The organism is Bacillus sp. J33 (assembly GCF_000518885.1).
GTDB lineage: Bacteria > Bacillota > Bacilli > Bacillales > Cytobacillaceae > Cytobacillus.
Genome location: NZ_JAEL01000131.1, coordinates 1 through 12,560, shown reverse-complemented (window position 1 = coordinate 12,560; position 12,560 = coordinate 1). Strand labels below are relative to the sequence as shown.

Sequence of the window (12,560 nt, the reverse complement as noted above, 5' to 3'; positions counted from 1 at the left end):
GCCCCCCTCGAGATGAGATTTCCCATAGCGTCAAGCTAGTAAGATCCCTGAAAGATGATCAGGTTGATAGGTCAGAGGTGGAAGCGTGGCGACACGTGGAGCTGACTGATACTAATCGATCGAGGACTTAACCTAGTTATTGGTGAATACTCGGCAAACACTTCTTCATNCATTATCTAGTTTTGAAGGAANGACCTTTCTTCAAACCAAATAGTCTGGTGGCGATAGCGAGAAGGTCACACCCGTTCCCATGCCGAACACGGAAGTTAAGCTTCTCAGCGCCGATGGTAGTTGGGGGCTGTCCCCCTGTGAGAGTAGGACGCTGCCGGGCGAATGAAAGAGTACCTGTATAGGTGCTCTTTTTTATTTTTAACATAAAAAAGGTTATTTTTTTGATGAAAATACCTTAGATAGGTGGAATCTATTTCTAGTGAGTTTACGGGTTAAACCTTTTTGAATTTTTTGCTTGTCTTTGGCGAAAATATGCACCACTTATAAAATTTATGACTTATTTTCGTTCACTTATGCGTCACTTTTATATTTTATGCACCACTCCCTATTCTACTGTCCGTTTTATGAATCAATCGTGTTCTTCTCAAAGATCTTTTCCTAAAAGGTATTACTAAATTATTCCAAATGTAAGGTAAATTTAAAATGTTGCTAGATAAATTCATAAATATGTTGGATAAAACCATAAATATGCTAGATAAACCCCAGAATGTGCTAGATAAAACTGATTACATGCAGAAAAAATATGTACATAATTAGTTTTTAATTAGATATTAAGAAGTTGGACCAGTTCAAAAAAACGCACCGGCCATCCAGTGCGCTCCTTTCTCAGTTATTAAAATGGATATTCCCTAGGTTTGTTTTGTGTGGAAATCCACTGCAGTGTTGTGAATTCTTCTAGTGACCACTCGCCTCCGAATCGTCCGAGACCCGAATCTTTTTCGCCTCCAAATGCCACTAGGGGCTCGTCGTTCACACTTTGGTCATTTACATGGACCATCCCTGTTTCCATTTTCTTAGCGATTTCGACGCCTTTTTCTACAGATCGGGTGTGAACAGAGCCGCTTAGGCCATATGGTGTGTCATTTGCGATGCGGATTGCCTCTTCTTCACTTTCTGCAGGAATGATTGTCACCACAGGCCCAAACATCTCGTTCTTTGCTGTGGCAACATCATTTGTTCCTTTTAAAATAACAGGGCTCATAACATTGCCGTCCACTTTTCCTTCAAGCACTACTTCTGCTCCCTGCTGCCGGGCTTCTTCGATTTGGCTAAGGAGCCTGTCAATCGCGGTACGATTGATTAATGGGCCAATTAAGGTATCTTTGTCGCGCGGATCTCCTGCTTTAATGCTCTCCGCTTTATCAACAAAACGTTTTACAAACTCATCATATACGTTGCGGTGGACAATGATCCTGTTTAGTGACATGCAGATTTGGCCGTTGTGCATGTATTTGCCGAACGCAGCCGCATTAACAGCTCTTTGAATATCGGCGTCTTCAAGAACGATAAGTGCATTATTACCGCCAAGTTCCAAGACAGATTTTTTAATATTCCTGCCGCAAAGCTCTCCGATGTGGCGGCCAACACCAGTAGATCCTGTGAAAGAGATCATACGCGGGATTGGGTGTTCGACAAATGAATCGCCGATTTCCCCAATTTCAGCTACAGTAACATTCAAAACACCTTCAGGGATGCCGGCCTCTTCAAATATTTTGGCAATAATGGTCCCGCCAGTCATTGCCGTTTTTTCATCCGGTTTAAGAACAACCCCATTTCCTGCTGCCAGGGCAGGTGCAACAGAACGCATTGCAAGATACATGGGGAAGTTAAAAGGCCCGATAACGCCTACAACTCCTAAGGGTTTACGGTAAACCCTGTTCTCTTTTCCAGGAACGAGTGAAGGCACCATAGTTCCTTTCATCCTAAGTGGAAAAGAGGCTGCTTCTCGGGTAATGGCAATGCAAAAATCAACCTCAACATTCGCTTTTAAATGGGAAGAACCTGACTCCAATATTAATAGCTCAACGAGTTCTTCGCGCCGTTCGTTCATAATGCGCACGGCATTTTCCATAATGGTTGAACGTTCAAAAGGGTTTGTTTCACTCCACGCTTTTTGTGCCTGCCGGGCTGATACATAAGCTTCGTTTATATCTTCTAGACCTGCCATTTTGAACTCTGCAAGTGTTTCTTCGTTGAAAGGATTGGTGTCCCGGTAAACAGTTTTGCCGGTTCCGTCCCGCCATTCACCGTTTATATATTGCTTATTTAAATCCTGGTATTTATTCATATATGTCACTCCTTAGCTGCTATTTTAACTAGTATGTTAAAACTATTCCTTTCGCAGGCAGGAGCTAAACCTTATAATATTTGTTAATTGGGTTACGAAGAATCGAGGCTGGTTCATTCTTCATTAAAAAGGATAACCTAACAAAAATGCTGCCGATTTTCGAAAAATAGTTATCAAACCCTGAGTTCTCTTGTAAAATAGGAATTTAATGGGGAAAGAGTGGTTTAGTGGATCCTTAATTGACCCTTAAAGGAGGAATTTGCAATGCTTGAAAACAGTTTTATAATGGTTGCCATAATATTAATCATTAATATTGTATATGTATCCTTTTTTACAATAAGGATGATCTTAACACTGAAAGGACAGCGTTATCTTGCAGCCTTTATAAGTACGATAGAAGTTGTTATTTATGTCATTGGTTTAGGGCTTGTATTAGATAACCTTAATGAGATACAGAATTTAATTGCCTATGCAGTAGGATATGGCGTCGGGGTTATTGTAGGGATGAAAATCGAAGAGAAGCTGGCGCTTGGCTATATTACGGTAAATGTAATAACAAAGGAGTATGACAGGGATTTGCCAAAGGCCTTAAGAGATAAAGGATACGGTGTGACAAACTGGGCAGCAAATGGCTTGGAAGGCGACAGGATGGCTCTGCAGATTTTGACGCCGAGAAAATATGAACTGAAGCTTTATCAAACGATTAAAGAGCTGGATCCTAAGGCATTCATTATCGCATATGAGCCAAAGACCATTCATGGCGGCTTCTGGGTGAAATCGGTTAAGAAAGGAAAGTTATCCCAATGAGCAAAGGCAAAAGCAAAGAAGTATTTGAAGTTCAGGAAAATGAAACCATTGACGAGTGCCTTGCACGTATTCAAAAGGCTGGATATATGCCGGTAAGAAGGACAGAAAAGCCAATTTTTAAAGAGGTTAAAAAGGGCGGCAAAGTGGAATATGAACCGGCCGGCAGGCAAATAGTTTTCGAAGCTAAAAAGGTTTCGGAGTAAAACACGAACATTAATTGTCTGACTTTTATTATCGTTCGATTTTTAGGTTGACATAGTATCAAGCAGGTTGTTAATATGGTGGTAGTTAATAAAACGTGAATAACCCCTCGTATAATAATGGGAATAGGGCCCATAAGTTTCTACCCGGCAACCGTAAATTGCCGGACTATGAGGGAAAGCTGATATGCCCGGCGTGATAAAGGAGTAGTTCCTGCTGCAATTAGGTATATTCCTTTTATTATGGTTAAATTTTGCCCGGACAGATTACTTTCTCTCATAAGGAGGAAGGGTCTGTCCGGGTTTTTTATATTGAATGATTTGGAGGAGAAAAAACATGCAGGCACAAGCAGCGGTCATAATGGGGAGCAAATCTGATTGGGAAACAATGAAGCACGCTTGCGGAATTCTGGAAGAGCTTGAAATCCCTTTTGAAAAGAAGGTTGTGTCAGCTCACCGTACTCCAGATCTTATGTTTGAATATGCTAATCAGGCAAGAGATAGAGGCATTAAGGTGATTATTGCCGGGGCAGGGGGAGCAGCCCACCTGCCGGGAATGGTAGCAGCGAAAACAACGCTGCCGGTAATAGGGGTGCCAGTACAATCAAAGGCACTCAATGGGCTTGATTCGTTATTATCAATTGTCCAAATGCCTGGAGGAGTGCCAGTAGCAACTGTAGCAATTGGAAAGGCTGGAGCAACGAATGCTGGACTTCTGGCAGCCCAAATTCTAGGAGCCTTTGATAAGCAAATTGCAGAACGCCTTGAACAAAGAAGAGAAAAAACAAAACAGGAAGTCTTGGAAAGCAGTGATGAACTTGTTTAATAAAACTATTTTGCCAGGGCAAACGATTGGGATAATTGGCGGCGGACAGCTTGGGAGAATGATGGCACTTGCTGCAAAAGCCAAAGGTTTTAGAATCGCTGTATTGGATCCAACTGAGAACTCGCCTTGCGGGCAGATCGCAGATATTGAAATTATTGGGGAGTATGACAGCCTGGAGGCTATTAAAGAACTGGCAGAAGCCAGTGATGTGGTAACCTATGAGTTTGAAAATATCAATGCTGAAGCATTGGACTGGCTCTGTGCCCATGCGTATGTACCACAGGGAAGTGAACTGCTCGAGATTACCCAGGATCGCACAAAGGAAAAAGCCGCTATACAAAATGCAGGCTGCGAGGTGGCACCTTATGCGGTCATTACTACTGAAAAAGACATTTATGATAATATAGAAAAGCTTGGTTATCCGGCAGTATTAAAGACTTCCAGGGGCGGATATGACGGAAAAGGGCAGCTGGTCATCAAGAGCGAACAGGATTTAAAGAATGCAGAAAAGCTTCTTGAAAAAGGAGTATGTGTCCTCGAAAAATGGATTCCTTTTGAAAAAGAAATCTCTGTAATCATCTGCCGGAACATCTCAGGAGAAACTGCCGTTTTTCCTGTAGGGGAAAACATCCATAAAGAAAATATTTTGCATCAGACTCTTGTGCCGGCCATTATTACAGACGCTGCTGAGGAAAAGGCGATAAGGGCAGCCAATCAGGTGGCAGAAGCGTTGGGCCTTGTCGGTACGCTTGCGGTTGAAATGTTTTTGACACAGGATGGGCAGATTTTCATAAATGAGCTAGCGCCGCGTCCGCACAATTCAGGTCATTATTCGATTGAAGCTTGTGAAACCTCCCAGTTTGAACAGCATATCCGGGCGGTATGCAATTGGCCTCTTGGCAGTACGGAGCTATTAAAACCGGCTGTTATGGTAAACATACTAGGAGAGCATCAGGAGCCTTTGCTTGAGAAAATTCCTGAACTGAATGACTGGAAGATCCATTTGTACGGTAAAAAGGAAGCCAAATATAAACGCAAGATGGGCCATGTGACGCTTTTGCGGAATTCAGTGGAGGAAGCGCTGGAGGAAGCGGAGAAGAGCGGTATCTGGGCCGATGTGAAGGAAAAGATCGGAGGATAAAACATGATTGAACGTTATACGAGACCGGAAATGGGAGCTATTTGGACAGAGGAGAACCGCTTTCAGGCTTGGCTTGAGGTTGAAATACTTGCATGTGAAGCTTGGGCGGAATTAGGCGACATTCCGAAAGAAGATGTCCAAAAAATCCGTGAAAATGCTTCTTTCAATATTGATCGCATTAAAGAAATCGAAGAAGAAACTAGACATGATGTTGTAGCTTTTACACGTGCTGTATCCGAAACGCTTGGCGAAGAGCGCAAATGGGTTCATTACGGGCTAACATCAACAGATGTGGTTGATACGGCGCTTTCTTATTTAATCAAGCAGGCCAATGATATTCTTCTTAAAGACCTCGAGCGCTTCGTTGAAATCCTAAAAAATAAAGCCCAGGAGCATAAGCATACGGTTATGATGGGCCGTACGCATGGCGTACATGCAGAGCCAACAACATTTGGCTTAAAACTTGCTCTTTGGTATGAAGAAATGAAACGGAATCTCGAGCGTTTTAAGGATGCGGCTGCTGGAGTAGAGTTCGGGAAAATCTCCGGAGCTGTTGGAACGTATGCGAACATCGATCCATTCGTTGAAAAATATGTATGCGAAAAGCTTGGCCTGCAGCCTGCACCGATTTCTACCCAAACACTTCAGCGTGATCGTCACGCCCACTATATGGGAGCAATTGCGCTTGTTGCAACATCAATTGAAAAATTTGCAACAGAAATTCGCGGTCTTCAAAAGAGTGAAACACGTGAGGTTGAGGAATTTTTTGCTAAAGGCCAAAAAGGGTCTTCAGCCATGCCGCACAAGCGCAACCCGATCGGTTCTGAGAATATGACAGGAATGGCAAGAGTGATCCGCGGCTATATGATGACTGCCTATGAAAATGTTTCATTATGGCATGAACGCGATATCTCCCATTCTTCGGCTGAAAGAATCATTATTCCAGATGCAACCATTGCATTGAACTATATGCTTAACCGCTTTGGCAATATCGTTAAAAATCTGACTGTTTTCCCTGAAAACATGAAACGCAATATGGATCGCACACTTGGCCTTATCTATTCCCAGCGTGTACTTCTGGCGTTAATTGATAAAGGCATGACGCGGGAGGAAGCATATGACACAGTGCAGCCTCGTGCAATGGAAGCCTGGGAAAAGCAGGTCCAATTCCGCAGTCTGATCGACCAGGACGAAACGATTACATCAAAGCTTACTGAAGCTGAAATCGATGACTGCTTCGATTATAACTACCACATCAAGCATGTGGACACAATTTTTGAGCGCTTAGGCTTGTAAGAAAAGTCTTCGATAAGCAAAGTTGATTGGCGCCCCGTTATTTGGAGCGGGGGCCCGAGACTTCAGCGGGATGAGCGTGTCAAAGGGACATCCCCGCAGGCACAAATGTCGGACCCGCCTGGCGGAAAGCAAAGGCCTAGAGCGGAAATCAACAGCAAGCTCTAAAAAAATAGAGGTAAAGGGCAGTCTTTACCTCTATTTTAACGGGAAAATTCTCAATTTTCTTATTTGATTAACTAGCTGCAGGTGCCACCTGCCCAAGGTCATAAGCCAATTCGTCAAAGGGTATCTTTCCCGACGGCTCGTCTTAAGCTTGTCACCGATGGCCAGGCACCTTACGCATTTCGAAAAGGAGGCTCTCCGCCATGGAAAAAGGAGCATTGTTATACGAAGGCAAAGCCAAGAAGGTGTACAAAACTAACGATGATAACATTGTGTGGATCGAGTATAAAGATTCTGCAACGGCCTTTAACGGGGAGAAAAAAGCAAGCATTGATGGCAAAGGCCGTTTAAATAACGAGATTACAAGTTTGTTATTTTCAAAGCTTCAGGAGCTGGGGATTGATTCACATTTTATTAAGAAGGTTTCCGAAACGGAGCAGCTTGTTAAAAAGGTAGATATTATCCCACTCGAAACAGTGGTCCGCAATCTTGCAGCTGGGAGCTTTTCTAAGAGATTGGGAGTTGAAGAAGGCACAGCTTTGGCACGGCCGATTGTAGAGTTTTATTACAAAGACGATGCACTCGGCGATCCGATTTTAACGGAAGACCATATCGAAGTGCTAAAGCTTGCTGATGTTGAGGAAGTAGCGCTTTTAAAAGAAAAGGCACTTCATGTAAATGCTATTTTAAGAGACTTTTTTAAAGAGCTGGGAATTAATTTAGTAGATTTCAAGCTTGAATTTGGAAAAGATGGATCAGGCCATATTTTGCTGGCCGATGAAATTTCGCCTGATACGTGCAGGCTTTGGGATATAGAAACAAATGAAAAGCTGGATAAGGATGTTTTCCGAAGAGATCTTGGGAACTTGACAGATGCCTATGAAAATATTTTAGCGAGACTGGGAGGCCAAACAGTATGTACAAAGTAAAAGTTTTCGTCACATTAAGAGAAAGTGTACTAGACCCTCAAGGAACAGTTGTAAAAAATTCTCTTCACACTATGAACTACAGTGAAGTGTCTGATGTACGCATCGGTAAGTATATGGAGCTTACGGTTGAAAAGAGTGACCGCCCTGTTGAAGAGGCTGTGAAGGAAATGTGCGAGCGCCTTTTGGCCAATGTTGTGATTGAAGATTACCGCTTTGAAATTGAGGAGGCTGTTGCCCAGTGAAGTTCGCAGTCATCGTTTTTCCAGGATCCAATTGTGACATCGATATGTACCATGCAGTAAAGGATGAGCTTGGAGCGGAAGCCGAATATGTCTGGCATGACGCAGAGAGCTTGGATGAGTATGACGGAATCCTTCTTCCAGGCGGGTTCTCATACGGTGATTACCTGCGTTCCGGTGCAGTGGCGCGCTTCAGCAATGTTATGAAAGAGGTAGTAAAAGCGGCCGAGGCAGGCAAACCGGTTTTGGGTGTATGCAACGGGTTTCAAATTTTGCTTGAAGCTGGCCTTTTGCCAGGGGCAATGAGAAGAAATGATAGCCTGAAATTCATCTGCCGTACTGTTGAGTTAAAGGTTGAAAACAACGAGACCATGTTTTCATCCGCGTATAAAAAGGATGAAGTAATCAAGATTCCAATCGCCCACGGCGAAGGAAATTACTATTGTGACGAAGCCACTTTGGCGCAATTGAAGGAAAATAACCAAATCGTTTTTACCTATAATGGAACAAATCCAAATGGCAGTCTGGAGAACATCGCAGGCATCATGAATGAAAAAGGAAATGTACTCGGGATGATGCCGCACCCTGAAAGAGCTGTTGATGAGCTTTTAGGAGGAGCAGATGGCCTGAAACTTTTTCAATCAATCGTAAAACAATGGAGGGAAGCACATGTCGTTAAGCTTTAAGCCAAGTCCGGAAGAATTAAAGGCACAGAAGGTATACAAGGAAATGGGTTTGTCTGATGAAGAATTTGCGATGATTGAAAAGATTATCGGGCGTTTGCCGAATTATACTGAAATTGGTTTGTTTTCTGTTATGTGGTCTGAGCATTGCAGCTATAAAAATTCCAAGCCCGTATTAAGCAAGTTCCCAACAACAGGAGAGAAAGTACTTCAAGGGCCAGGGGAAGGAGCTGGAATTGTTGATATTGGCGATGGGCAAGCAGTTGTTTTTAAAATTGAAAGCCACAACCACCCGTCTGCAATTGAGCCTTACCAGGGCGCTGCAACAGGTGTCGGCGGGATTATCCGCGATGTATTTTCAATGGGCGCAAGACCGGTTGCGCTCCTCAACTCTTTACGCTTTGGAGAATTGGATTCTCCTCGTGTTCGGTACCTTTTTAAAGAAGTAGTGGCAGGTATTGCGGGCTATGGAAACTGTATCGGCATTCCAACGGTTGGAGGAGAAGTGCAGTTTGATTCCTCTTATGAAGGCAATCCGCTTGTAAACGCTATGTGTGTCGGCTTAATCGACCATAAGGATATAAAAAAAGGCCAAGCGCACGGTGTCGGCAATACAGTAATGTATGTTGGCGCGAAAACAGGCCGTGACGGAATCCATGGCGCTACCTTTGCTTCAGAAGAACTGACAGACCAATCCGAAGCAAAACGACCGGCAGTCCAGGTTGGCGATCCGTTCATGGAAAAGCTTTTGCTGGAAGCATGCCTTGAACTGGTTCAGTCTGACGCCCTTGTCGGCATTCAGGATATGGGAGCTGCCGGCCTGACAAGCTCATCTGCGGAAATGGCGAGCAAGGCGGGATCTGGTATTGAAATGAATCTCGACCTGGTTCCTCAAAGGGAAACAGGCATGACTGCTTATGAAATGATGCTTTCCGAATCCCAGGAGCGAATGCTGATCGTCGTCAAAAAGGGACGGGAGCAGGAGATCGTTGATTTATTCTCCAAGTATGGCCTTGAAGCAGTTGCGATCGGCAAGGTAACCGATGATAAAATGCTTCGCCTTATTCATAATGGAGAAGTGGTGGCAGAGCTGCCGGTTGACGCTCTAGCAGAGGATGCGCCGGTTTACCATAAGCCATCAAGCGAGCCGGAATACTATCGCGAATTCCAGGCGTTGGAAAATGAAATCCCGGCAGTTGAAGATTACAAAGAAACACTTGTACAGCTGCTACAACAGCCGACCATTGCAAGCAAGGAATGGGTTTATGACCAATACGATTACATGGTGCGCACGAATACAGTTGTAGCGCCCGGATCAGATGCTGCGGTGATCCGTATCCGCGGTACGCGCAAAGGATTGGCGATGACAACAGACTGCAATTCCCGCTATATGTATCTTGATCCTGAAACAGGCGGAAAAATTGCTGTTGCTGAAGCGGCCAGAAATATTGTCTGCTCCGGCGGCGAACCTTTAGCCATCACGGACAACTTGAACTTCGGTAATCCGGAAAAGCCTGAAATCTTCTGGCAGATTGAAAAAGCGGCGGACGGAATCAGTGAAGCATGCCGCACATTAAATACACCAGTTATCGGCGGAAACGTCTCTTTATACAATGAAACAAACGGAACGGCTATTTACCCGACTCCTGTTATTGGAATGGTCGGACTGGTAGAAGATATTGACCATGTTACAACGCAATCTTTTAAAGCAGCAGGCGATCTAATTTATCTGGTAGGAGAAACGAAGGATGAGTTTGGCGGCAGCGAGCTGCAGAAGATGACATACGGCAAGATCTTTGGAAAAGCGCCTGAGCTTGATTTGGAAAAAGAAGAAAAGGCACAGGCACAAATTTTAAAAGCCATCCGTTCAGGGCTTATAGCCTCTGCGCATGATGTGGCAGAAGGCGGTTTGGCAGTAGCGGTTGCAGAAAGCTTAATTGGTTCAAAAGGGCTTGGAGCGGATGTTAAGGTATCCGGAAATGCTACTTCTGCTTTATTTAGTGAATCGCAGTCCCGCTTCTTGCTATCTGTTAAAAAAGAAAATCAGGAAGCGTTTGAGCGATTAGTAGATGCAAAGCTTATCGGTGAAGTGACGGAAGCGCCTGTACTATATATCTCTAATGAAGAGGGCCTAGTGCTTGCCGAGCAGGTTGAAATCCTGGAGCAAGCCTGGAAAGGAGCGATCCCATGCTTGCTGAAATAAGAGGATTGAACGAAGAGTGCGGGGTTTTTGGAATCTGGGGGCATGAGGATGCCTCCCAGCTTACGTATTACGGGCTTCATAGCCTGCAGCACCGCGGTCAGGAAGGCACCGGGATGGTTGTCTCTGACGGCAAGAAGCTAAAAGGCATTAAAGGTGAGGGCCTTGTGACAGAGATTTTTACAGCAGATGCAATAAAGGAGCTGCAAGGAAAAGCAGCAATCGGGCATGTCCGCTATGCGACTGCGGGCGGTGGCGGATATGAAAATGTCCAGCCCCTGCTGTTCAACTCCCAGAGCGGCGGCCTTGCGCTTTGCCACAACGGAAATTTGGTAAATGCGACCGCCTTAAAGCATCAGCTCGAAGGACAGGGGAGTATTTTTCAAACAAGCTCGGATACAGAGGTACTTGCACACTTAATTAAGCGGGCAGGCTTCTCTACCTTGAAGGACCGTGTCAAAAACGCGCTATCCATGATTAAAGGCGCCTATGCTTTTCTTATCATGACTGAAACTGAGCTGATGGTTGCGCTGGATCCAAATGGCATGAGGCCGCTGTCACTTGGAAAAATTGGCGATGCCTATGCAGTGGCATCTGAAACATGTGCCTTTGATGTTGTTGGTGCGGAATTTATCCGCGATATTTTGCCGGGCGAACTCCTGATTATTGACGATAACGGTTTCCGTTCAGAAATGTTTGCCGTGGCATCCAATATCGCTATGTGCACGATGGAATATGTTTATTTTTCCCGCCCGGACAGCAATATCAATGGAATCAATGTTCATACTGCCCGAAAGAACCTTGGGAAGCAGCTGGCTTTCGAGGCTCCGATTGAAGGGGATGTTGTTACCGGTGTGCCAGACTCCAGTATCTCTGTTGCCATCGGTTATGCAGAAGCTTCTGGCATTCCGTATGAAATGGGCCTAATTAAAAACCGTTATGTAGGCCGGACATTCATCCAGCCTTCCCAGTCCTTAAGGGAACAGGGCGTAAAGATGAAATTGTCTCCTGTACGCGGGGTTGTAGAAGGCAAGAGAGTTATCATGGTGGACGACTCGATCGTACGCGGAACCACAAGCAGACGGATTGTGAGCATGCTGAAGGAAGCAGGCGCAACAGAAGTCCATGTGCTGATCAGCTCACCTCCTATTCAAAATCCTTGTTTCTATGGAATTGATACTTCCACTAAGGAAGAATTGATTGCGGGCAATCATTCCGTTGAAGAAATAAGAGAGATTATTGGAGCTGATACGCTAACCTTTTTAAGTGTGGAAGGAATGGTTCAGGCGATCGGCCGGAAAGATGGACAATGCCTGGCATGCTTTACAGGCCAATATCCGACTGAGATTTATCCTAGCACTGTGCCCCCTTATGAGAAGGTATAACTGAATTTAGGCCGATAAAGTTGTCTGTTTGGCCGTTAAATAAGAAGAATTGGCCGATAAACTATGAATATTGATGCTAGACTAAAAAACGGACACGGTAAATTGACACTTTCGTTATAATGATTAACAAAGAACAATTAAAGGACGTGTCTAAATGGGGAAGCATTTTGATCTCGAATACAAAATACAGATTGCACAAATGGTCGTAGAAGATGGTAAAAAAGCAACTCAATTAGCGAGAGACCTAGATATTCCAGTCGGAACCATTAGGAACTGGGTTGATGCATACAAGAAAAAGAGTCAAAAGGGTTTCGTGGGGAGTGGCAATACGTCCCCTGAAATAAAGCCCTACAAGGACCTTCAAAAAGAAAATACAGACTTGAAACAAGAGGT

General features: G+C 44.4%; 12 protein-coding genes, 2 rRNA genes and 1 riboswitch. Of the genes, 13 read left to right on the top strand and 1 reads right to left on the bottom strand.

The window, feature by feature from the left end; genetic code table 11:
- Positions 1 to 135, top strand: a 23S ribosomal RNA gene (locus L634_RS0126100); the annotation flags it as partial.
- A 79-nt stretch (positions 136 to 214) separates the two neighbouring features.
- Positions 215 to 331: ribosomal RNA gene (gene rrf / locus L634_RS0126095) — 5S ribosomal RNA — on the top strand.
- Positions 332 to 844: 513 nt separating this feature from the next.
- Here the strand turns inward: rrf and L634_RS0126085 are convergent.
- On the bottom strand, positions 845 to 2,299 hold the full coding sequence (locus tag L634_RS0126085; protein ID WP_026584955.1) for an aldehyde dehydrogenase family protein: 1,455 nt from the start codon (positions 2,297 to 2,299) through the stop codon (positions 845 to 847).
- A 264-nt stretch (positions 2,300 to 2,563) separates the two neighbouring features.
- Between L634_RS0126085 and L634_RS0126080 the strand changes: the two genes are divergently transcribed.
- The 11 genes from L634_RS0126080 to L634_RS0126030 all read left to right on the top strand — a co-directional run.
- Positions 2,564 to 3,106, top strand: coding sequence for a DUF2179 domain-containing protein (locus L634_RS0126080; protein ID WP_026584954.1), 543 nt, complete (start codon positions 2,564 to 2,566; stop codon positions 3,104 to 3,106).
- Positions 3,103 to 3,309: an NETI motif-containing protein gene (locus L634_RS0126075; RefSeq protein WP_026584953.1), complete on the top strand. Its 207-nt coding sequence runs from the start codon at positions 3,103 to 3,105 to the stop codon at positions 3,307 to 3,309. Before L634_RS0126080 ends, L634_RS0126075 begins: the two co-directional genes overlap by 4 nt.
- 87 nt (positions 3,310 to 3,396) lie before the next feature.
- Positions 3,397 to 3,498, top strand: a riboswitch (purine riboswitch).
- Between the two features lie 145 nt (positions 3,499 to 3,643).
- Positions 3,644 to 4,132 (top strand): 5-(carboxyamino)imidazole ribonucleotide mutase, encoded by a 489-nt coding sequence (gene purE / locus L634_RS0126070; protein WP_026584952.1) that lies wholly within the window; start codon positions 3,644 to 3,646, stop codon positions 4,130 to 4,132.
- Entirely contained in the window at positions 4,119 to 5,273 is a 1,155-nt protein-coding gene (gene purK / locus L634_RS0126065) for a 5-(carboxyamino)imidazole ribonucleotide synthase (protein WP_232233849.1), read from the top strand. The genes purE and purK overlap by 14 nt, the downstream gene beginning before the upstream one ends.
- Positions 5,274 to 5,276: 3 nt before the next feature.
- Complete coding sequence (purB, locus tag L634_RS0126060) at positions 5,277 to 6,569, top strand: adenylosuccinate lyase (protein WP_026584950.1); 1,293 nt, start codon at positions 5,277 to 5,279, stop codon at positions 6,567 to 6,569.
- 365 nt (positions 6,570 to 6,934) lie between these two features.
- On the top strand, positions 6,935 to 7,660 hold the full coding sequence (gene purC / locus L634_RS0126055) for a phosphoribosylaminoimidazolesuccinocarboxamide synthase (protein WP_026584949.1): 726 nt from the start codon (positions 6,935 to 6,937) through the stop codon (positions 7,658 to 7,660).
- Complete coding sequence (gene purS / locus L634_RS0126050) at positions 7,648 to 7,902, top strand: phosphoribosylformylglycinamidine synthase subunit PurS (protein WP_026584948.1); 255 nt, start codon at positions 7,648 to 7,650, stop codon at positions 7,900 to 7,902. Before purC ends, purS begins: the two co-directional genes overlap by 13 nt.
- A complete protein-coding gene (purQ, locus tag L634_RS0126045) occupies positions 7,899 to 8,585 on the top strand; it encodes a phosphoribosylformylglycinamidine synthase subunit PurQ (RefSeq protein ID WP_026584947.1) in 687 nt (228 codons plus the stop codon). The genes purS and purQ overlap by 4 nt, the downstream gene beginning before the upstream one ends.
- A complete protein-coding gene (purL, locus tag L634_RS0126040; RefSeq protein WP_026584946.1) occupies positions 8,569 to 10,785 on the top strand; it encodes a phosphoribosylformylglycinamidine synthase subunit PurL in 2,217 nt (738 codons plus the stop codon). Before purQ ends, purL begins: the two co-directional genes overlap by 17 nt.
- Positions 10,770 to 12,167, top strand: coding sequence for an amidophosphoribosyltransferase (purF, locus tag L634_RS0126035; protein ID WP_026584945.1), 1,398 nt, complete (start codon positions 10,770 to 10,772; stop codon positions 12,165 to 12,167). The genes purL and purF overlap by 16 nt, the downstream gene beginning before the upstream one ends.
- 154 nt (positions 12,168 to 12,321) lie before the next feature.
- The coding region (locus tag L634_RS0126030) for a transposase (protein WP_026583600.1) at positions 12,322 to 12,560 on the top strand (239 nt) is incomplete at its 3' end.